Here is an 18,949-nt window from a genome sequence, read left to right as displayed (position 1 = left end):
GAATAATCTGCCCTTCTCTATTTCTAGCTTTTCGATTTCAAATACTGCTCGCGAAATACTTGCATCGTTTCATTTTCGTTCAGCTTTGTCAGTTCATCTTCTGATAGCGTTCCATTTCCTTTTTTCACGATGTATACTTCCACCGTTTTCTTGCCCCAATATTTATATACATCTTCTACCGTATCGTAATATAAATCGATGCGGTGTCCTTTAATCGCCCCGCCTTTGTCTGCCACGACACCATACCCGTATCCTGGGATGAACAAAACCGTACCGATAGGGAAAATGTTTAAGTCCGCAGCGATCGTCGAATATAAATCTCGCTTTACTCGCACCCCTGAGTACGTAATGCCGTATCCTGGATGATCCGGTGTTTTCCCTGTTGATTCCACTCCCGCTGTATAGCCGGTTGCGACAACAGTAGCCGACGGGTATTGGGACCAATCAACCGCTTCTTCCAAGCTCAACGAATCGTTTTTCGTTTGTTCCGATGAAATTTGCGGCTGCACCCGTTCCTCATATTGAATCCATTGATCGTCAGCTGATGTGTATTGTTCTATATCAAAATTATGAAAAAAATAATAGCTACGATGAAAAAGAGAAAAGGGTGAATCATAAAGCCAATCCGTAATCGTTCGCGCTTCTACTCCAGAAATCGATTGAAATGTAGTAAAGAACGCTCCAACAAATAAAATCGACATCACTATTCGTCTAAACACATTCATTTTCTCACTCCTCCCACGGTTCTATTTATTTCCAAAGAAAAAAATAAATATTCATCGGGGAGAAAAGAGAAAATAAAAAAAGACTTTCGCTTCATTGACGAAAGTCTTAAAACATTTGATATCCTTTAGCCCTTAATGCACGAATCGCAATGCCGGAGAAAATCGCTCCGACAAGCCCGCTGCTGAGAATCATTAAATCAGCCGGCGCCAATGAAATAATTTTATGTTTTAGCGCTGCAAACGAAGCGCTTGGTGCCGTAAAATACTCAATCCATCTCACATCATCAATTATGAAAATGAAGACAATCGGGCTTAAAATGGCCGGAAGCCACGACATTCTTAAAATCATGTTTAATAAAAAACCGATGCCGAAAAATAAAACAAAAAATAACAGCATCGATATGAGCAAAACGGGTATACTCATTTCCATCCCCATCACCTCCAGTACATCCTTCTTAAGTGTACTGAATCGATGACAGAGAGTCAACGAAAGCCATTCGTTATTTTTTTGTTTCTGTTCCTTTCCCTAAACAACAATAACACGTTTCTGAACCGCCTAAAAGCAGCTGTACATATCCGTTTCCCGAACAATATGGGCAAACTGTTTGTTCTGCATGTTTCATTTCTCATCCCTCTTAACTTTTCTTAATTTTCTGATAATATATCATATCAAATGTTCGTCAAAAAAGAAAAGGGGGATTTCGGGCGATTTGTATCCATGTAAACGGATACATCAAGCGAATGCTCTTTTTTTCTTTATTTATCTTATTTTTTTGAATTTTTTAAAAACAAACCATAAAAAGGGCAAACAAATGTTTGTTTGCCCCGTGCATAATTTTAGAAGAAATTGAATTTTCCTTTTTTCATGACAAGCGATGGACCACCGATTAAATAGAGGGCACGGTTGTCGACCATTTTTTTCATAAAGCTTGCTTTAGAGCCCCACATTTTTTTGCCGAATACGACACCGATCGCATCATCGTGACCAAGTGAACATACCGTTCCTTTAATATCCGGTTTAAATGGTTGCAATTCGCCTTGCTCGCGAATTAAGACCGCAATATTTTTCGCACATACTTCCCCTTGCTGCATCGCAATTTGTGCTGTCGGCGGGTACGGACGATTCGTCTCTTCGTTAATGATTAACGAGCAGTCACCAACAATAAACACGTTGTCGTAACTAGGAGCGCGTAAGAACGGATCAACTTTCACGCGGCCGCGCATCGCTTCAAAACCAGATTCATCGATAACATAGCTTCCGCGCACGCCGGCAGCCCACACAACTGTACCCGCTTTAATTTCCTCGGTTTCGTCTCCTTTAGCAACAATAATGCCTTCTGGCGTGCATTCTTTAATCGCCGTTCCGATTTTAAACTCTACCCCTTTGCGCTCTAACAACCCAACCGCATATTCCACTAGCTCCGGATCAAAGCCAGGAAGTGCCGTCGGAGCAGCTTCGACGCAAATAATGCGCACTTTTTTCGGATCGATATCGTATTCACGGCAAAGCTCTGGAACACGATTCGCTAGTTCGCCAAGAAACTCAATGCCTGTAAATCCGGCACCGCCGACAACGATCGTTAAACGCTCATCGCGTTTTTCTACCTCGTTATTGTACGTTGCAAACTGATATTCAATATGCTCGCGAATTTGGCGGGCCGCATTAATGTTTGCAATCGAAAATGCGTATTCTTTTAATCCTTTAATGCCGAACGTCTCGGATTCAAAGCCAAGCGCTACAACTAAGTAATCGTAAGAAAGCTCGCCATTTTGTAAAATGACGCGTTGTTCTTGTGGAACAATTTTGACAACTGTATCTTTCACAAATTGTACTTTGTTGCGGTCGATCACATCTGTGATCGGATAGCGCACGCGGTCATGATGGAGCGTTCCTGCTGACGCTTCATGAAGCCACGTTGTTTCGTAGTGATAATCGTTTTTGTTCACTAACGTAATGTTCGCTTCGTTCACACCAACCAATTTTTGCAAACGAACTGCTGTCATCAAACCGCCATAACCTGCACCTAAAATTACAACATTTGGCTTTTTCAAATGAATCACTTCCACCCTTTTATTTTTATTTACGATGATCTACAACTAGCGTTTGCCGCTTTGTTGCATTTTATTGAAAAAAAGTTTGTGAATAAATTCACGAAAATAGACAAAAAAATGCCGAACAATTGTCAAAAAATCTTAACAATCTATCCAAAAACATATTATTCTTTTTTTCGATTGTTTTCAAGTGATTTTTTTCTTTTTTACAAAGGAACTATATATGCTATGATGTAAGTGTCTGTATTTTTAGATATTGAGGGGGAAGGGATCATGAAAGAAGACCAAAAAGTATACGATATTACAATCATTGGTGGCGGACCAACAGGGTTGTTTACCGCGTTTTATGGTGGAATGCGCCAAGCAAGCGTGAAAATTATCGAAAGTCTTCCGCAATTGGGCGGCCAGCTATCCGCTCTTTATCCAGAAAAGTACATATACGACGTCGCTGGATTCCCAAAAATTCGTGCTCAAGAACTCATTAACAACTTAAAGGAACAAATGGCGAAATTTAATCCGACTATTTGTTTGGAACAATCGGTAGAAAAGCTAGAAAAACAAGATAACGGCATTTTCAAGCTCACGACAAACAAAGAAATTCACTACTCGAAAACGGTGATCATTACCGCAGGAAACGGAGCGTTCCAACCTCGTCGTCTAGAGTTGGATAGTGCTGCCCAATATGAAGGAAAAAATCTTCATTACTTCATTGACGATTTAAATAAATTTGCCGGCCAAAAAGTGCTTGTTTGCGGCGGCGGTGACTCTGCCGTAGACTGGGCGTTAATGCTTGAGCCGATCGCTGAAAAAGTAATGATCGTACATCGCCGCGATAAGTTTCGCGCCCATGAACATAGCGTTGAAAACTTAATGAATTCGAAAGTAGACATTAAAACGCCATTTGTGCCGGTAGATTTAATCGGTGACGGAAGCAAAATCAGCCAAGTCATATTAGAAAGTGTGAAAGACGGATCGCGTGAAACGATCGATGTCGATGCAGTCATCGTCAACTACGGGTTCGTTTCATCGCTCGGCCCAATTAAAGAATGGGGACTTGAAATCGAGAAAAACTCGATTAAAGTGAATTCCAAAATGGAAACAAACATTCCTGGCGTGTATGCAGCTGGCGATATTTGCACGTACGAAGGAAAAGTCAAATTAATTGCTTGCGGCTTCGGCGAAGCGCCAACCGCTGTCAACAACGCAAAAGCATACATTGATCCGAATGCGAAAGTGCAACCGATGCACTCTTCTTCCATGTTCTAATCAAAAAGGGATGTCCGACAAACAGACATCCCTCCATTCATCATGATTGCTCTTGTTCCAAAAGTTCGTTCTCTTCTAATGCGCTTATTTTTTTCTTCAGTTCTTCCTTTTCCTTCGACAATATTTTGATTTGCCTCTGCAGTTTAAACATACGGAACCATCCGAATGACGCCACGATGATTCCTCCCATTGCCGTCGATCCTAAAATAATGAGAATTAATGGCCATTCCGTTTTTCCAAATAAATAATTCACCGAAACAGCATTCACATTAACAACCGCAAAAACGGCGATAATTAGTGCAAATAACATCGCTAATATCAAATTCCACTGCATTTTCATGCCCCACCCTACCTTTCATCAAAACAAGCTTATTATATCCCTGTTTTCCCCCCCTCTTAATGAAACAATCCTTGAAAACATTAGCGTTAGCATTCCTCCGGCGTACCTGCATTCGTTGCCGTGCGAAATGATGAACCGCAACCGCATGTGGCAATCGCGTTCGGGTTGTTGATCGTAAAACCGCCGCCCATTAGCGATTGCTTATAGTCAATAACCGTTCCTTTTAAAATCGGGGCACTTTCTTTATCCACCAATATTTTAATCCCATGTTGCTCTAGTTCATAATCGTCGTCATGACGCTCATGCTCAAATCCCATTCCGTACGATAATCCGCTACAGCCGCCGCCTTTCACGCCAACGCGAAGATACGCACCTTCTTCACCGTGCTCTTTCATCATATCTTGAATTTGAAACGCAGCCGCTTCTGTAAGAATAATGACATCACTCATCGCTTTTCCTCCTTTGGATCAGGCTTCTGTTGTGTTTTTTGCGAAAAGACTTCTTTCGCACCTTTGTACTTTTAATTATACCAAACACAAAAAGATGGAACTATTTTTTGTTTAAAACATGAGTGTTGTTTTATCTTTTGCTCGAAAATTCATATCATAATAATTCGTTCAAATGATTAATAATAATATACACCTGTACAAATCGTCTCGGCCGGACCGGTCATAAGCACATTCCCTTCGTCCGTCCATGTAATGACTAAATCGCCGCCGGCGAGATGGACGACCGTTTCTTTGTTGCGGGCTGTTTTGCCATTCAGCACCGAAGCGACGACCGCTGCGCAAGCGCCTGTACCGCATGCTTGCGTCACTCCTGATCCGCGCTCCCACACGCGAAAATGGAGTTCGCAGTCATTGACCACTTCCACAAATTCAACGTTGACTCCTTCTGGGAATCGCGCATCTTTTTCGACAACCGGACCGAGCGATGTCACCGGCGCTTTCTCGATGTCATCCACATAAAAGATCACATGCGGGTTCCCCATCGAAACAGCGGTAATTTCATGCGCTTTACCAGCAATATCGATTTTTTCGGCAACGACTTGGTCCGCTTCTTCACCGACCATCGGCACTTCACTCCGCTTGAGTCGAGGTTTCCCCATATCGATCGTGACGTTCGTGACGACACCGTTTTCGTCAAACACTTCCGCCTTCACAAGCCCCGATAATGTTTCAATCAAAAATGAGGGCTCTGTCACTAACCGATGTTCGTAAGCATATTTCGCCACACAACGAAGCCCGTTGCCGCAATTTTTCCCTTCCGATCCATCGCTGTTAAAAATTCGCATCTTCACCGGGGCAACATCTGACGGGCAAATCAAAATCATGCCGTCTGCACCGATTCCCGTATTCACATTTGATACTTTCACCGCCAATTCCGAAAAAAGCGACTCCGGAATCGTTTCTTCAAACATGTTCACATATATGTAACTATTCCCTAAGCCGTGCATTTTCGTAAATGAAAACTTTTGCATCATGGTCCTCCTAAAAAATTTTTTGTATATAAGTATAAAGGCAATAGGCTTTGGAAACAATGAAAATATCCCCCGTTTTTTCATATACACCTTAAAAGAAGATGTCTTTTTGGCATCTTCTTTTTTTACGGAACTCACTGTATAATCGGCTTGTAATAGGTCTTTATTCTTAAAACGATACGGGGGAAATATCATGCAAATCGATCCATTATATGACCGAAATGTTCGCTGTCTTGTTTGTCATCAATCATATACGACGAAAAAAATTCGTTCCCATTTTCTTCGTCCCGTCAGACACGATACTGATTTTTGCACATATTATGAGCCTGAAGACTTAAACCCGTTATTTTATTATGTCAGCGTCTGCCCTCATTGCGGCTTTTCCGTCACGGAAGAGTTTTCTTCCTATTTTCCGCCAAATACGCTGGAGGCGATTCAAAAAAATATTTGCCAATTGTGGAAAGGAAACAATTACAGCGGAAAGCGAACGTTTCAAGAAGCGGTCAATACCTACAAACTCGGCATTTATTCTGCCACGTTAAAGCGTGAAAAACATATTGTCCTTGCCGGCTTATATATGCGGCTAGCGTGGCTATATCGAACATACCAAGTTCCCGACCAAGAAGTGCGTTTTATGCGGCTGGCGCTAGAAGAATATACCGCTTCCTACAACAAAGACGACTTCGTCGGTACGCATATGTCGGAAGTGCGGCTTCTTTACTTAATTGGCGAATTACATAGACGATTAAATCAACCAAAACAAGCAGTTTTATATTTTTCCAAAGTGATTGCAAAAAAAAAGGAAACGATCGAAAAAGGAATTGTCCGTATGGCACACGAACGTTGGCAAGATATTCGCAGCAGCCAACAATCTCCTCCTACATCATAAAGAAAAAGCGGTGATCCAACGCCGCTTTTTTCTCAAAACATCGGATTTTCTTCAAGAAATTTGTAAATATTTTCGACTAGTTGCTCCGGCGTTTCCCCTGTGACAATTTCTCCGTTTACTAATGCAAACAGTGAATGGGCGCATTTTCCGCAATAGCTTAAACAGCCGTACTCGATAATATCCAAATTCGGATCCTTCTGCAAAATTTCCAACGCTTTTTGTGAACCATTGGCTAAATTACTGATGCAAAATTCAATAATGGGCTGAATCATTATTCGTCACCTCTCTACTGTTTAACATCGTAACGATTTTTTCAGCAAACGTCAATTTGTGATACTCCATTTTGAGATATTCACCATCATTTATTGTTCGATCATCTCATATCTTTATCATTTTTTCGAAAAATTGTTGTGATTTTGTCACAATTTCGCTATACTTTTAATGGCATTTGGTAAACATTTTGCGTATAAAAAGACATCAACTAGCCTCTAAGTAAAAGTGCTTGTTATTTTGATAACGGCTTTTTTAGCACAAGAGAACTAGGCGGTGTTGAGATAGCGATTCAACACATTCAATTGAAAAAGACAACGCAAAGGGGAATTTTAGCATGAGACACCTCGTTCTGCTTGGTGGGGGATACGGAAACATGCGAATTTTGCTTCGCCTTCTCCCGAACCATTTACCTGATAACGTTCACATCACGCTCATTGACCGTGTCCCATACCACTGTTTAAAAACGGAATATTACGCATTAGCTGCTGGAACGATTAGCGATCACGACATTCGTGTGCCGTTTCCGGAACATCCTCGCCTCACGTATCGCTTTGGGGAAGTCGTCCGTATTGATTTAGATGCTCAAACTGTCTTTTTACAAGACGACACAACCGTTTCATACGATGATTTAGTGATCGGATTAGGATGTGAAGATAAATACCACGGGGTTCCAGGCGCTGAACAATTTACGTACAGCATTCAATCGATTGATAAAGCTCGGATGACGTATCAAGCATTAAACAATTTACCGCCTCGCTCCGTCGTCGGCATCGTCGGCGCGGGATTAAGCGGCGTGGAATTAGCAAGCGAGCTGGCCGAAAGCCGCCCTGACTTGCATGTTATGCTATTTGATCGCGGGGAACGGATTTTACCAATGTTTCCAGAACGGCTGAGCGAATATGTCGAAGGCTGGTTTCATGAACATGACATCGATATTATTCGACGTTCTAATATTACAAAAGTGGAAGAGGGCGTATTGTATAACCATGATGAACCGATTCATTGTGATGCAATCGTATGGACAGCGGGCATTCAGCCAAACCGCGTTGTTCGTGAATTGAACGTTGAAAAAGATGCGCAAGGTCGCGTCGTTTTAACGAACCAGCACTATATCCCTGGCTATGAAAATGTGTATGTTGTCGGTGATTGCGCAAGCTTGCCGCATTCCCCAAGCGCACAGCTAGCAGAAGGGCAGGCGGAACAAATTGTGCAAGTGTTGCAAAAACGTTGGCATGGTGAAGAGCCGCCACACGAATTTCCGCCGATAAAATTAAAAGGAGTTCTCGGCTCACTCGGCAAAAAACATGGATTCGGCCTTGTCGCCGACCGCGCTTTAACGGGAAGAGTGCCGCGCCTTTTAAAATCCGGCGTGCTTTGGATGTATAAATACCATAACGGCTATTAAATAATCATCCCCCAAAAACCCGGCCGCAAAACAAAAATCGGGCGGGTTTTGAGCGGTTTTTATGTGCTATAAAAGGCGAATATGATCGCTTCTCCTTTCGTGATAAAAAACGGGTGACCTAACTTAGATCACCCGTTTTCTTTAAATTTGCTTAGCCGCTTGATATCCGTATTTCTCCATTTCCTCATAAATGACTTTTAGTTTCGGATTGCCTTCGCCGACAATCGTCCCTTCGATAAGAACGACCGGGTAAAACAAATCTTCTTCGATCACCTTTGCTGCAAAGGCTTTCTTTTCCTCATCATCTGGTGGATTGAAAATATCAATGTATGAAATGACGAACGGCTGGTTCGGATATTTCCGTTTAATAGCTGCTTCTAACCACTCATACGTTTCTTTCGAAGAGGGCAAATTGACACAGGAGGGACAAACGACCTCTGCACCGTATACACATATTTCGACTTGTTTAAATGACATACGTTTCCATCTTCCTCTCCATGGCAAAAAAGTTATTAGATTTTTTTCACTATAACGATTATAATAAAGTTAAAGAAAGGAGTCGATGGTAAGAATGAGCGATTTAGAAATTAAAGAACAAGTTCAAGAAGTTTTAGATAAACTGCGTCCATTTTTACTTCGTGACGGCGGTGACTGTGAACTCGTCGATGTCGAAGATGGCGTAGTCAAATTGCGTTTGCTTGGCGCTTGCGGCAGCTGCCCGAGCTCGACAATCACATTAAAAGCCGGCATTGAGCGCGCACTTTTAGAAGAAGTGCCAGGCATCGTTGAAGTAGAGCAAGTGTTCTAAGAAAAGCGGTGGCGACTGCTCAGCCCCGACAGGCGCTGGAGGGCCTGCGAGGAGGCTGTCGCCGCCACAGCAGGACCGAAGCGTCCTGAGGGGCTAGGAGCCGAAGCGACTGGTTAGCTCTCGAAGCCAAACGTTCTTCCGACGAGAAGCGCTTTTTGCTTCGACGGAGGAAGGTTGTTTGGCACAAGAGAGCTAGGAGCCGAAGCTAGACAACGAAACATAAGAGCGGTTTCCGAATGGAAACCGCTCTTATGTTTCTAACGCCAATTTATATACGTGACTGCCTTTTTGTTCAACAGTTAAAAGTTCAACAGCGCAATGTTGAAAATGAGGAGATAGCTTTTCTTTTAACATTTCTCCTTTTCCTCGCTCCGCAAAGCAAAGAACAGTTGGCCCTGCTCCGCTCAACGCCACACCAAACGCACCATATTCTTTCGCTAGCGACTGCACGTTTGATAGTTCCGGAATCAATGTTTTTCGATACGGTTGATGAAACAAGTCACCGGCCATCATTTTCCCTGCCAGCTCCCAATTTTTCGTCAGCAAGGCCGCCACTAATACGTTGCTGACGGCGCTAGCTTCTACGGCTATCTCTCGCGAAAACGAATTAGGCAGAACGCCGCGCGCTTTTTTCGTTTCGAGCTCATAGCTTGGAATCACAGCGACAAGGTCTAATTCTATATTAGGAACATGAATAATTGTCGTTTCCTCCTGACGATGGCATCCAATGACCAACCCTCCGTACAACGAGGCGCCAACATTATCCGGATGCCCTTCATAGCAACTTGCCAACCGCGCTTTCTCTTCAATTGTAAGCGACAAGCCCGCAAGCTCATTCGCTAATTCAATCCCTGCGACAACCGCCGCAGCGCTGCTCCCTAATCCACGGGTAAATGGAATTTCGCTGTACACATCAACCGCGCAAGGCGGTAATGTCCGTCCATAAGTGCTGGAAACATGGTCAGCCACTCGAAAAATTAAATTATCTGTTCCGCTCGGAATAGATTGTACCTCCGCCGAGCGCGGGATAAATGCCCATTCATTCGCCCGGCGCACTTCTAATACTAAATAGCGGGAAACCGCTAGGCCGAGCGAATCAAATCCCGGCCCTAAATTCGCGGTACTCGCTGGAACAACAATCTTTAACATCTCATCTTCTTTCATTGGTGAACAGCCCCTTGAATATGTTCAAACACGACACGTTCATCATTTGGTAGCACAAGCGGCTTAATATCTGCCACATCCATCGCAATCGTTGGATCTTTTAATCCGTTTCCGGTGAGCACAGCTACTACCGTGCTTCCTTCTTTGATCTCACCGCGCTTCCGCTGTTTTATGACTCCGGCAATCGATGCGCATGAAGCCGGCTCTGCAAAAATTCCTTCCTCTCTCGCAAGCAACTTATATGCTTCCAAAATTTCTGCATCCGATACTTCATCGATTTTTCCTTTCGATTCATTAGCAGCTTGCACCGCTTTGTCCCAGCTCGCCGGATTGCCGATGCGGATTGCGGTGGCAATCGTTTCCGGCTGTTCAATCACCTGATTGCGAACGATTGCGGCTGCTCCCTCCGCTTCAAAGCCGCGCATTTCCGGAAGACCGGTCTGCTTGACTTCATGATACTCTTTAAATCCTTTCCAATATGCGGTAATGTTTCCAGCGTTGCCGACCGGAATCGCCAATACGTCTGGCGCTTTCCCAAGCTGATCGCAAATTTCGAACGCCGCCGTTTTTTGCCCTTCAATGCGATATGGGTTGACAGAGTTGACGAGCGTAATCGGGGCGATTTCGCTCAGGCGGCGCACCATTTTGAGCGCCTCGTCAAAGTTTCCTTCAATCGCAAAAATTTCTGCTCCATACATCACCGCTTGCGCCAATTTTCCCATCGCAATTTTGCCGTGAGGAATGACGACAATGCAGCGCATTCCTGCCCGAGCCGCATACGCTGCCGCCGCCGCCGATGTATTTCCGGTGGAAGCGCAAATGATCGTATGGCTCCCTTCTTCTTTCGCCTTCGCTACCGCCATCACCATCCCGCGATCTTTAAAAGAACCGGTTGGATTTGCCCCTTCGACTTTAACATGCAGCTCAATCCCAAGCTGTTTCGATAAGCGCTCTAATCGTATGAGCGGCGTGTTTCCTTCATGAAGCGAAAGAAGCGGCGTGTTTTCCGTCACTGGTAAAAATTCGCGATATTCGTATAACAATCCTCTCCACATCATCATTTTCCATTCCCTTCTACGCGGTACGAACTTTTGACATCATGAACAATTTCAAGATCACGCAACTGTTGTAAAATGTCTTCATAATCTTGTTGCGACGCTTTGTGAGTCACAATGACAATTTCTGCAAATCCTTTTTCTTTTAATGGGAGCTGTAAAATTTTCTCAAAACTAACTCCCCGCTCTGAGAAAATCGCTGTAATTTTGGCAAACGCTCCAACTTCATCCTTCACATGAATGCGGAGAAAATATTTCGAAAAAATTTCTGACGGCGATTTTAATTTTTTCTCATATTGTGGTGCAACAGCGCTTCGACCATTTACCCCGAGCCGCATATTTTTCATGACCGCCACTAAATCCGACACCACCGCCGTCGCTGTCGGAAGGCTTCCGGCGCCCGGACCGTAAAACATCGTTTCTCCGACCGCTTCCCCGTACACATACACGGCGTTATATTCATCGCTCACTGACGCTAACGGATGCGAATCAGGCAATAACGTTGGCTGAACGCTCACTTCTACCTTCTCCCCGTCACGATGGGCAATTCCGATCAGCTTCATCGTATATCCGAGACGTTTGCTGTAATCTAAATCTTCTTCTGTAATGCCGGTAATGCCTTTAACTTGTACATCATCTAAATCAATGTTCATCGAAAAGCCCAACCGCGCTAAAATCGCCATTTTTCTCGCCGCATCCAACCCTTCGACATCCGCGGTCGGATCTGCTTCTGCATAACCGAGCGCTTGCGCTTCCGCCAGCACTTCTTCATAAGGACTTCCGTATTTACACATTTTCGTTAAAATAAAGTTCGTTGTTCCGTTAACGATCCCCATCATTTTCGTAATGCGGTCGGACGCTAATCCGTCGACAAGACTGCGCAAAATCGGGATGCCGCCGGCGACGCTCGCTTCATAAAATAAATCACAGCCGTTCTCTGTCGCTACCGCCAACAACTCCGATCCATATAACGCCATTAAATCTTTATTCGCCGTAACGACATGTTTTCCTTGTTTTAATGCCTGTAAAAGATGTTTTTTCGTTTCTTCGACTCCGCCCATCACTTCAATAATGACATCAATCTCTGGGTCATTGATCACGTCATCAACACTCGTTGTCAATAAAGATACATCTACTTTAACATCGCGTTCTTTATATAAATCTCGAACGAGAATTTTTTTCACCACAACTGGGCAACCTACTTGATGTACGAGTTGATCTTGATGGTTTTCGATAATCTTCACAACCCCGCTGCCTACTGTTCCTAATCCTAACAAGCCAACTGCAATTGGTTTTGTCATGATCTCCACCTCTTTTTTGTATTTCCCGTATGTACATTTGTTTTTGTATAGTAGACATTATAAAAGATGTTCCTTTCTTTTACAATCATTATTTTCTTATCTTATATTTCGGAAGCGCTTAACATCAAGTAAATTCAGATAATTTTTTTTAAAATAGCCTCTTTTGAAAGAGGCTCGCGTTATGCGCGTTTGTGTTGAAGCCATTCGGTGTTGACTAGCGCTTCCGGTGTTTCTCCTTTTAACACCGCGATAATATTCCGACAGCTTCGCTCCATCATCTTCACGCGTGTTTCTTTACTAGCGCTTCCGATATGTGGTAATGCCACTACATTTTTCAATGATAAAAGCGGGTGAGACGGATCCACCGGCTCTTCGGCGAATACGTCCAAGCCAGCCCCAGCTATTTCACCGTTGACAAGCGCCTCATATAACGCTTCTTCATCGACAACTGCTCCTCTTGAGGCGTTAATAAAAATCGCAGAGCGCTTCATCAATTGAAAAGCTTGACGGTTAAACAAATGCCGCGTTTCCGCGGTGAGCGGCGTTAAACATACGACAAAATCAGAGGCTTGCAACAGCTCTGGAAACGTACAATAAACAGCTCCTAATTGCCGTTCTGCTTCTTCATTTCTCGTGCGGTTATGGTATAAAATGCTCATCTCAAAGCCTTTCGCCCGCTTCGCCACCGCCTGTCCAATTTTCCCAAGCCCGACAATACCGATCGTCTTATGGTGCACATCAGTGCCCGCCAACAAAAACGGACTCCAGCTTTTCCATTCGCCCGCTTTCATATATTCTGCCGCTTCCACTAAGCGTCGTGCCGTCGCCAGCAATAACGCAAACGTCAAATCCGCCGTCGTATTGTTCAGCACGTCCGGCGTATTGCAAACCGCAACGCCATATTCCGTTGCAACCGGAACATCAATATTATCAAATCCAACCGCCATATTAGCGACCACTTTCAAGTTCGTTCCCGCCTCCATCACTTCACGGTCAATGCAATCGGATAACATCGTTAGCAACGCATCCGCTTTTTTTGCCTCCGCAAGCAACACTTCCCGCGCCACCGGCACATCTTCGTGCGGCCACATCGTCACTTGCCCTATTTCCGTAAGCGGCGCAATCACTTCTTCCGGTAGTTTTCGCGTAATAAAAATGTATGGCTTTTCCATTTCCTTCTCCCCTTTCAGTGATCTCTCTCCATCTTATCACAATCTGCGGCTTGCCACGATACAGAAAGCGGCGCAGCGCCGCTCTTCTGTCACGCGTAAGAAAGCCAACGAATAATCGGTAATTGAAACCGTTTTGCCAACTCCAACCGCTCGTAAAAAGAAGCTAAAAAAGACTCGTACTCTCGCGAATGGGTGACAAGTGAGCGAAGCATTTGCGCATATGTTTGTTTTTCTTGTTCGCTCTCGGTCAAATAATACCCTTCCACGCACTCGAAATAGTGAAGCGGGAACAATAAACGCGCATAAATGAGCCGCCATGAAAACGCGGACAACGGCGTCACGCGCTCATATTCGCGAAAAAAACGGCGCATTTGTTCATCAGCGGCCGCACCGTTTCTCATATACAATGCCCGCACCCATTCCGCCAAATCGCGGGCGCAATGGTCATATACCCAGTCCGTCGGCAACTTAATTTCTTTTCCTTCGACCCATAGCGCCTGAGGCAGCCGCTCGTGACAAATCGTAGCGGCATCCACCACATACGGCTGTTCATCAAGCTCTGTGTCAGCCACATATTGAATCGCATTTTCAGTTAAGCCGGCATAATACGGGAACGATTCGATGAACAAATTATCAAATTCTTCCTTCCGTTTCGTTTGCACCTTTTCTTTCCAAAATAACTCCATTTGGTCTAAACGATGTCCCCATAGTTCTTTCCATTGTCCAATTCGCTTGCAATGGACGACCGGTGCCGGAAAAAGCCGACCGTGTGCATGAAGTTTTGCCAACTCTTTTCCAATCGGTACAGTTCTTGTATATAGTTGTGGATAAATACGAAAAACCGCAAACGGTTGCCCGTTTCCATCTGCCATCATCTTCCCTTTTTTCGTCGGAACGATAGTGGCAACTGATAAATTCCCTTTTGCCGCTAAATAAAGACCCATTTGATATAGTTCATTTAGTTCCACTTCCGTCCGATGCCGAGCCGGGACAATAATATACCGCTCATTTTGGCACACAAATGTATCATAGTGCCCTAACTTTTCAATCTGTTCTGCTTTCAATCCGTATTCTTGATCAATAAAACCAAGCATAATCCCCCTCCTTTCTATCCAATATATGCTGGAAATAGGCCGTATACGATTTCACAACGAACGCGCAAAATATTTGTACAACCTTCCATTTTTTGATTATAATAAGTTCAACGTGGAAAAAGCGTTCGTCCATCGCCATTCAAACGTAGAAAAGTGACACGCTTCTCTCCATTCCCACATATACAATACAAAACACGTAAAGAAATAGGTGAAGCAACATGGAAAAATATATTATGAACAATCTAGAGCAAGTGGCACGTCAATGGCTCGAAAAACGAGGGGTAAAAATTGAGGACATTGCCGAGCTCGTCTATTATTTGCAGTCGAAATACCATCCGAACTTACAAATGGAGGAATGTATCGAAAACGTCAATCGCGTCATTTCGAAACGCGAAGTACAAAATGCAATTCTTACAGGCATTCAACTTGATATATTGGCGGAAAAAGGAATGTTAGATGAACCGTTGCAAACGATCATTAGCCGCGATGAAGGGCTGTATGGCGTCGATGAAATTTTAGCGCTGTCGATCGTCAACGTATACGGTTCAATCGGCTTTACGAACTACGGCTACATCGACAAACAAAAACCAGGCATTTTACAATACTTAAACGATAAATCGACAGGAAAATGCAATACATTTTTAGATGACATTGTCGGAGCGATTGCTGCCGCTGCGTCAAGCCGCTTGGCACACCGCGCTTCCCATACCGAATAAAAAGGAAGGTGTCCCAAAAAATTGGGCACCCTTCTTCGGCATTATATATGCACACACACAACAGCGATCAGAAAGCGATATGTTACATATTGGAGTCAACGTGTTTTATTTAAATTCTCTCCATCCACTCTTTTAACGAGTCAACGGTATATGTCGGCTGTTGTTCATACTGCTTCAACAATTCTTTCGTTGTGACGCCCGTATGAACAAGCAGCGTATCAATTCCTGCGTTCATTCCCGCCTTAATGTCGGTGTCATAGTAATCTCCGATCATCAACGTTTCCTCTCTTGGAACGCCGAGCACTTTTAATGCTTGCTCCATTATAATTTTTTCCGGCTTGCCGATAAAAATCGGCTGCACTTGTGTAGAGACAGCGACAACAGCCGTTAACGATCCGTTACCTGGCAATAATCCCCGCTCTGTCGGAATGGCGATATCGCCGTTTGTCGAAATAAACGTTGCCCCGTTGCGGACAGCTAAGCAAGCAATCGCCAGCTTTTCATATGTAATCGTGCGGTCGATGCCCATGACGACAAAGTCTGCATCTTCCCCCGCAAACGTGAACCCTTTTTCTTTCAGCGCTTCCCGAATTCCATCTTCCCCAATCACATAAACTGTTGCATCCGGTTTTTGTTCAAAAATATAGTTTGCTGTTGCTTGGCTTGTCGTAAATACTTGCTGTTCGGTCGCCGGGATGTCGAACGATTGCAGCTTCTCTGCTACTTGCGCCGGCGTACGGGAGGAATTGTTCGTGACAAACAAATACGGAATATCACGGCGGTGCAGCTCTTTGACAAACTCGCGCGCTTCCGCAATGCACTCCGTTCCACGATACATCGTGCCGTCTAAATCAATTAAATATCCTTCGTACGTTTTCACATGCCGCACTCCCTTATGTTCTGTTTTATGTAACACACTTTATCGCACAAAATAAAAGATGTCAAAACAAAAACGCTTCTCGATGCAACAGAAGCGCTTTTGTTATTTGTGCGTCTGTTCTTTAATTTGATAATGGCAAACATCGTCGCCTTCCGTCATGCAAGCTTGCAACGCCACTTCTGAATTGAGCAGCTGTTTAAATAGCTGCAATTCACATGAACAAATCGAGCGGTATTGTTTGGCAATCTCAGAAATCGGGCAATGATGAGCGATTAAATGATATACCCCTTGTTCATCTTTCCGCAACTGTGTCATATATCCTTGCTCGTTTTGTAATTCAAACAGCTTTTTCATTTTTTCTTCTAGCGTTTTTTCTTGAAAATCGCGGGCATACCGTTCTTTCATCCGCTCGGTTCTCGCTTGAAGAAGCGCCACTACCATTTCTTTTCCCGCTACCGCTTCAAGCTCTTTCAACAGTTCTACTGCCAATTGTTTATAGTGTTGCGGGAATTGTTCTTCTCCTTTTTCCGACAGTTCATATACATTTGTCGGTCTCCCCATCGCTTGACGGACGAGCGTCGTTCGGATCAGCCCATCGCGTTGTAATGTATGTAGATGGCGGCGCACTGCCATTTCGCTAATTTCTAGCCGTTTCGCTAGTTCGCTCGCTGTTAATCGCTTTTTCAGTTTTAATAATTTTAATAGCTCTTGTTTTGTGGAAGAGGATTGATAATCCATCTCATTCACCGTCCTCTTCCTCATTGTACGCTATTTCCCTCATTTATACAATTTTTAAACAAAAAAGTTGCGAAAATTAGTTACGAAACGCCGAGACAGGCCCGAGCTCATTTTCTAAATACGCGCGAATGGCCGTTGGATACGCCTGTAAGGCGGCGAGAGAACGCTTGAACGCCTCGAACAGTTCCAAATGATTCGTATTCGCGTACTGTTGGACAAGCATTTTCCGATAATGAATAATCGCTTTTAACCCTTGTGCATCCGTTTCGGTAATGACTTTTTCATCCGTTAAAATGTCAATAATATCTTCATAACTGCCCGGGTCGCGCATAATAAACCCGTCAATCATCGCATTGCCGACATCTAACACCGCTTCAATGCAGACGTGGACAATTCGTTCGAAAGCAAGTTGTGCCGTTTCCTCTTCCCATGATGATTGCTTCGCGTATAGATCCAGCAATTTTTCCATATAACGCAGCGTTTCCTCGATTTTATTTCGATCGACAAAGTACATCGTTTTCGCCCCCTTATGATCAATGTCATTTTTTATTGTATCATAACAAATGAAAACAGACATTTGCACGAACGTTTGATAAGATGGATATAGCGATTTTTGGGAGGTGTAAATGATGAGTGAACGCTTTTTCTTATATGACGATACAACGGAAACGAAAACACGGTTTGTCAGTTTCCTCGGTGAGCGGCAGCGGTTTGATTTGGCGATTGTAAAAACCGACCGTTTTTACGGAAAATACTTAGTGCTCGATATGCAAAGCAACCGTTTTGCGATCATCGGCCCCGATGATTTAGAAGAACCGGGATATTTAGAATATGCTTACCGTTTAAATGAAGAAGATGCCAACGATTTGCGCTCATTTTTAAATGAGTTTATTTCATAACCTTTCCTTATGTCGGGGACATTATAAATAGCCCCCTTACATGAAGGAAGGTGAACACGATGCGGTACCACGATTTTTCAAGCGTCGAGAAGCAACGGGATTTTTTGACGGCGGAAGAGTTTCCCGAGGGACCATACGGCTCACCAAACAGAAAAGGCGGGCCCGTTCAAAATAAAAGTACCCCGTGGAAAGGGGGACAGCGCTATTACAGCGCCTTTAACTATGAAGATAAAGCGTTTCATCAAAACATTCCGCGCCAAGATCCCGGCGCACATCCTCCGCATGACGATCCGAATGAAAGGGAACAGTAAGCAAAAACGGCTATCTCACCATTTTTTAATGAGATAGCCGTTTTTTACCTTTTAACTTTCCGCAATACAAAATAAGCGCAGCCAAAATTGCAATATTCATACAAATATTCCGATAATGTACTGATTTTCGTATCATATGTCGCCTTTTGATTATGATCGTCAAAAAAACCGCGCAACCGCAGCTGATTATATCCCCAGTCGCCAACGATGTAATCATATTTATTTAAAATATCGGCATAGCGCGCCCGAAAAGCTTCTTCATTAAATCCATTTTTTACATTTTCAATTAACTCATAGCACGTATTGTTGATACAAATCATTTCTCTCACCTCACCTTTATCATAAACGATGAAACGCTCCCAATCAATTACTGTTATAAAG

General features: G+C 43.7%; 25 protein-coding genes. 7 read left to right on the top strand and 18 right to left on the bottom strand.

Annotated features, from left to right (window positions below; genetic code table 11):
- Positions 1–23: 23 nt before the first annotated feature.
- The 4 genes from HNQ34_RS07240 to HNQ34_RS07225 all read right to left on the bottom strand — a co-directional run bounded on the left by HNQ34_RS07240 (position 24) and on the right by HNQ34_RS07225 (position 2,786).
- On the bottom strand, positions 24–725 hold the full coding sequence (locus HNQ34_RS07240) for a 3D domain-containing protein (protein WP_183253080.1): 702 nt from the start codon (positions 723–725) through the stop codon (positions 24–26).
- Positions 726–831: 106 nt separating this feature from the next.
- Positions 832–1,155, bottom strand: a complete 324-nt coding sequence (locus tag HNQ34_RS07235) for a YuiB family protein (protein WP_183253079.1) — start codon at positions 1,153–1,155, stop codon at positions 832–834.
- Between the two features lie 70 nt (positions 1,156–1,225).
- Entirely contained in the window at positions 1,226–1,348 is a 123-nt protein-coding gene (locus tag HNQ34_RS07230) for a YuiA family protein (RefSeq protein WP_183253077.1), read from the bottom strand.
- A 214-nt stretch (positions 1,349–1,562) separates the two neighbouring features.
- Positions 1,563–2,786, bottom strand: coding sequence for an NAD(P)/FAD-dependent oxidoreductase (locus HNQ34_RS07225; RefSeq protein WP_183253075.1), 1,224 nt, complete (start codon positions 2,784–2,786; stop codon positions 1,563–1,565).
- A 264-nt stretch (positions 2,787–3,050) separates the two neighbouring features.
- Here HNQ34_RS07225 and HNQ34_RS07220 point away from each other — a divergent pair, with 264 nt between their 5' ends.
- The gene (locus tag HNQ34_RS07220; RefSeq protein WP_183253073.1) at positions 3,051–4,043 is read left to right on the top strand and encodes an NAD(P)/FAD-dependent oxidoreductase; all 993 of its coding nucleotides are present in this window, start codon (positions 3,051–3,053) and stop codon (positions 4,041–4,043) included.
- 40 nt (positions 4,044–4,083) lie between these two features.
- Here the strand turns inward: HNQ34_RS07220 and HNQ34_RS07215 are convergent, their stop codons facing one another.
- The 3 genes from HNQ34_RS07215 to dapF all read right to left on the bottom strand — a co-directional run bounded on the left by HNQ34_RS07215 (position 4,084) and on the right by dapF (position 5,863).
- A complete protein-coding gene (locus HNQ34_RS07215; protein WP_183253071.1) occupies positions 4,084–4,383 on the bottom strand; it encodes a lipopolysaccharide assembly protein LapA domain-containing protein in 300 nt (99 codons plus the stop codon).
- Positions 4,384–4,469: 86 nt separating this feature from the next.
- A complete protein-coding gene (locus HNQ34_RS07210) occupies positions 4,470–4,832 on the bottom strand; it encodes a HesB/IscA family protein (protein WP_183253069.1) in 363 nt (120 codons plus the stop codon).
- Positions 4,833–5,008: 176 nt separating this feature from the next.
- Complete coding sequence (gene dapF / locus HNQ34_RS07205) at positions 5,009–5,863, bottom strand: diaminopimelate epimerase (RefSeq protein ID WP_183253067.1); 855 nt, start codon at positions 5,861–5,863, stop codon at positions 5,009–5,011.
- A 193-nt stretch (positions 5,864–6,056) separates the two neighbouring features.
- Here dapF and HNQ34_RS07200 point away from each other — a divergent pair, with 193 nt between their 5' ends.
- The gene (locus HNQ34_RS07200) at positions 6,057–6,752 is read left to right on the top strand and encodes a DUF2225 domain-containing protein (RefSeq protein WP_221277336.1); all 696 of its coding nucleotides are present in this window, start codon (positions 6,057–6,059) and stop codon (positions 6,750–6,752) included.
- Positions 6,753–6,784: 32 nt separating this feature from the next.
- On the opposite strand, the gene HNQ34_RS07195 is transcribed toward HNQ34_RS07200, so the two are convergent.
- Positions 6,785–7,024 carry a YuzB family protein gene (locus HNQ34_RS07195; protein WP_183253065.1) on the bottom strand — a complete coding sequence of 80 codons (240 nt, stop codon included), beginning with the start codon at positions 7,022–7,024 and terminating at the stop codon, positions 6,785–6,787.
- Between the two features lie 335 nt (positions 7,025–7,359).
- Here HNQ34_RS07195 and HNQ34_RS07190 point away from each other — a divergent pair, with 335 nt between their 5' ends.
- Positions 7,360–8,430, top strand: coding sequence for an NAD(P)/FAD-dependent oxidoreductase (locus HNQ34_RS07190; RefSeq protein WP_183253064.1), 1,071 nt, complete (start codon positions 7,360–7,362; stop codon positions 8,428–8,430).
- Between the two features lie 141 nt (positions 8,431–8,571).
- Here HNQ34_RS07190 and HNQ34_RS07185 read toward each other — a convergent pair whose 3' ends face one another.
- Entirely contained in the window at positions 8,572–8,907 is a 336-nt protein-coding gene (locus HNQ34_RS07185; protein ID WP_183253062.1) for a YuzD family protein, read from the bottom strand.
- A 94-nt stretch (positions 8,908–9,001) separates the two neighbouring features.
- Between HNQ34_RS07185 and HNQ34_RS07180 the strand changes: the two genes are divergently transcribed.
- Positions 9,002–9,238: a NifU family protein gene (locus tag HNQ34_RS07180; RefSeq protein ID WP_183253059.1), complete on the top strand. Its 237-nt coding sequence runs from the start codon at positions 9,002–9,004 to the stop codon at positions 9,236–9,238.
- A 249-nt stretch (positions 9,239–9,487) separates the two neighbouring features.
- On the opposite strand, the gene thrB is transcribed toward HNQ34_RS07180, so the two are convergent.
- From thrB to yutH, 5 genes are all read right to left on the bottom strand, one after another.
- The gene (gene thrB, locus HNQ34_RS07175) at positions 9,488–10,402 is read right to left on the bottom strand and encodes a homoserine kinase (RefSeq protein ID WP_183253057.1); all 915 of its coding nucleotides are present in this window, start codon (positions 10,400–10,402) and stop codon (positions 9,488–9,490) included.
- Positions 10,399–11,460: a threonine synthase gene (thrC, locus tag HNQ34_RS07170; protein WP_183253142.1), complete on the bottom strand. Its 1,062-nt coding sequence runs from the start codon at positions 11,458–11,460 to the stop codon at positions 10,399–10,401. Before thrC ends, thrB begins: the two co-directional genes overlap by 4 nt.
- Positions 11,460–12,758, bottom strand: a complete 1,299-nt coding sequence (locus HNQ34_RS07165; protein WP_183253055.1) for a homoserine dehydrogenase — start codon at positions 12,756–12,758, stop codon at positions 11,460–11,462. Before HNQ34_RS07165 ends, thrC begins: the two co-directional genes overlap by 1 nt.
- A 179-nt stretch (positions 12,759–12,937) precedes the next feature.
- Complete coding sequence (locus HNQ34_RS07160; RefSeq protein ID WP_183253053.1) at positions 12,938–13,930, bottom strand: 2-hydroxyacid dehydrogenase; 993 nt, start codon at positions 13,928–13,930, stop codon at positions 12,938–12,940.
- 89 nt (positions 13,931–14,019) lie between these two features.
- Complete coding sequence (gene yutH, locus HNQ34_RS07155; protein ID WP_183253050.1) at positions 14,020–15,024, bottom strand: spore coat putative kinase YutH; 1,005 nt, start codon at positions 15,022–15,024, stop codon at positions 14,020–14,022.
- Positions 15,025–15,242: 218 nt separating this feature from the next.
- Here yutH and HNQ34_RS07150 point away from each other — a divergent pair, with 218 nt between their 5' ends.
- The gene (locus HNQ34_RS07150) at positions 15,243–15,740 is read left to right on the top strand and encodes a phosphatidylglycerophosphatase A family protein (RefSeq protein ID WP_183253048.1); all 498 of its coding nucleotides are present in this window, start codon (positions 15,243–15,245) and stop codon (positions 15,738–15,740) included.
- 109 nt (positions 15,741–15,849) lie between these two features.
- On the opposite strand, the gene HNQ34_RS07145 is transcribed toward HNQ34_RS07150, so the two are convergent.
- The 3 genes from HNQ34_RS07145 to HNQ34_RS07135 form a co-directional block, all read right to left on the bottom strand.
- A complete protein-coding gene (locus HNQ34_RS07145) occupies positions 15,850–16,620 on the bottom strand; it encodes a TIGR01457 family HAD-type hydrolase (protein WP_183253046.1) in 771 nt (256 codons plus the stop codon).
- Between the two features lie 102 nt (positions 16,621–16,722).
- Complete coding sequence (locus HNQ34_RS07140) at positions 16,723–17,358, bottom strand: helix-turn-helix transcriptional regulator (RefSeq protein ID WP_246363933.1); 636 nt, start codon at positions 17,356–17,358, stop codon at positions 16,723–16,725.
- 76 nt (positions 17,359–17,434) lie between these two features.
- A complete protein-coding gene (locus HNQ34_RS07135; protein WP_183253042.1) occupies positions 17,435–17,872 on the bottom strand; it encodes a DUF86 domain-containing protein in 438 nt (145 codons plus the stop codon).
- A gap of 115 nt (positions 17,873–17,987) precedes the next feature.
- Here HNQ34_RS07135 and HNQ34_RS07130 point away from each other — a divergent pair, with 115 nt between their 5' ends.
- Complete coding sequence (locus tag HNQ34_RS07130) at positions 17,988–18,257, top strand: DUF3055 domain-containing protein (RefSeq protein WP_183253040.1); 270 nt, start codon at positions 17,988–17,990, stop codon at positions 18,255–18,257.
- Positions 18,258–18,316: 59 nt separating this feature from the next.
- Positions 18,317–18,568, top strand: coding sequence for a cytosolic protein (locus HNQ34_RS07125; RefSeq protein ID WP_183253038.1), 252 nt, complete (start codon positions 18,317–18,319; stop codon positions 18,566–18,568).
- 44 nt (positions 18,569–18,612) lie between these two features.
- On the opposite strand, the gene HNQ34_RS07120 is transcribed toward HNQ34_RS07125, so the two are convergent.
- Positions 18,613–18,888 carry a YutD family protein gene (locus HNQ34_RS07120; RefSeq protein ID WP_181556433.1) on the bottom strand — a complete coding sequence of 92 codons (276 nt, stop codon included), beginning with the start codon at positions 18,886–18,888 and terminating at the stop codon, positions 18,613–18,615.
- Positions 18,889–18,949: the final 61 nt, after the last annotated feature.

Origin of the sequence: Anoxybacteroides tepidamans (genome assembly GCF_014201465.1) — a bacterium.
GTDB lineage: Bacteria > Bacillota > Bacilli > Bacillales > Anoxybacillaceae > Anoxybacteroides > Anoxybacteroides tepidamans.
The sequence above is the reverse complement of the archived record's forward strand: the minus strand, read 5'-3'. Positions and strand labels throughout refer to the sequence as shown.

Excerpts from the sequence above, each read along its gene's own strand:
- HNQ34_RS07240 (WP_183253080.1), bottom strand. The coding sequence starts at position 725 with ATGAATGTGTTTAGACGAATAGTGATGTCGATTTTATTTGTTGGAGCG.
- HNQ34_RS07235 (WP_183253079.1), bottom strand. The coding sequence starts at position 1,155 with ATGGAAATGAGTATACCCGTTTTGCTCATATCGATGCTGTTATTTTTT.
- HNQ34_RS07230 (WP_183253077.1), bottom strand. The coding sequence starts at position 1,348 with ATGAAACATGCAGAACAAACAGTTTGCCCATATTGTTCGGGAAACGGA.
- HNQ34_RS07220 (WP_183253073.1), top strand. The coding sequence starts at position 3,051 with ATGAAAGAAGACCAAAAAGTATACGATATTACAATCATTGGTGGCGGA.
- HNQ34_RS07215 (WP_183253071.1), bottom strand. The coding sequence starts at position 4,383 with ATGAAAATGCAGTGGAATTTGATATTAGCGATGTTATTTGCACTAATT.
- HNQ34_RS07210 (WP_183253069.1), bottom strand. The coding sequence starts at position 4,832 with ATGAGTGATGTCATTATTCTTACAGAAGCGGCTGCGTTTCAAATTCAA.
- dapF (WP_183253067.1), bottom strand. The coding sequence starts at position 5,863 with ATGCAAAAGTTTTCATTTACGAAAATGCACGGCTTAGGGAATAGTTAC.
- HNQ34_RS07200 (WP_221277336.1), top strand. The coding sequence starts at position 6,057 with ATGCAAATCGATCCATTATATGACCGAAATGTTCGCTGTCTTGTTTGT.
- HNQ34_RS07195 (WP_183253065.1), bottom strand. The coding sequence starts at position 7,024 with ATGATTCAGCCCATTATTGAATTTTGCATCAGTAATTTAGCCAATGGT.
- HNQ34_RS07190 (WP_183253064.1), top strand. The coding sequence starts at position 7,360 with ATGAGACACCTCGTTCTGCTTGGTGGGGGATACGGAAACATGCGAATT.
- HNQ34_RS07185 (WP_183253062.1), bottom strand. The coding sequence starts at position 8,907 with ATGTCATTTAAACAAGTCGAAATATGTGTATACGGTGCAGAGGTCGTT.
- HNQ34_RS07180 (WP_183253059.1), top strand. The coding sequence starts at position 9,002 with ATGAGCGATTTAGAAATTAAAGAACAAGTTCAAGAAGTTTTAGATAAA.
- thrB (WP_183253057.1), bottom strand. The coding sequence starts at position 10,402 with ATGAAAGAAGATGAGATGTTAAAGATTGTTGTTCCAGCGAGTACCGCG.
- thrC (WP_183253142.1), bottom strand. The coding sequence starts at position 11,460 with ATGATGTGGAGAGGATTGTTATACGAATATCGCGAATTTTTACCAGTG.
- HNQ34_RS07165 (WP_183253055.1), bottom strand. The coding sequence starts at position 12,758 with ATGACAAAACCAATTGCAGTTGGCTTGTTAGGATTAGGAACAGTAGGC.
- HNQ34_RS07160 (WP_183253053.1), bottom strand. The coding sequence starts at position 13,930 with ATGGAAAAGCCATACATTTTTATTACGCGAAAACTACCGGAAGAAGTG.
- yutH (WP_183253050.1), bottom strand. The coding sequence starts at position 15,024 with ATGCTTGGTTTTATTGATCAAGAATACGGATTGAAAGCAGAACAGATT.
- HNQ34_RS07150 (WP_183253048.1), top strand. The coding sequence starts at position 15,243 with ATGGAAAAATATATTATGAACAATCTAGAGCAAGTGGCACGTCAATGG.
- HNQ34_RS07140 (WP_246363933.1), bottom strand. The coding sequence starts at position 17,358 with ATGGATTATCAATCCTCTTCCACAAAACAAGAGCTATTAAAATTATTA.
- HNQ34_RS07135 (WP_183253042.1), bottom strand. The coding sequence starts at position 17,872 with ATGTACTTTGTCGATCGAAATAAAATCGAGGAAACGCTGCGTTATATG.
- HNQ34_RS07130 (WP_183253040.1), top strand. The coding sequence starts at position 17,988 with ATGAGTGAACGCTTTTTCTTATATGACGATACAACGGAAACGAAAACA.
- HNQ34_RS07125 (WP_183253038.1), top strand. The coding sequence starts at position 18,317 with ATGCGGTACCACGATTTTTCAAGCGTCGAGAAGCAACGGGATTTTTTG.
- HNQ34_RS07120 (WP_181556433.1), bottom strand. The coding sequence starts at position 18,888 with ATGATTTGTATCAACAATACGTGCTATGAGTTAATTGAAAATGTAAAA.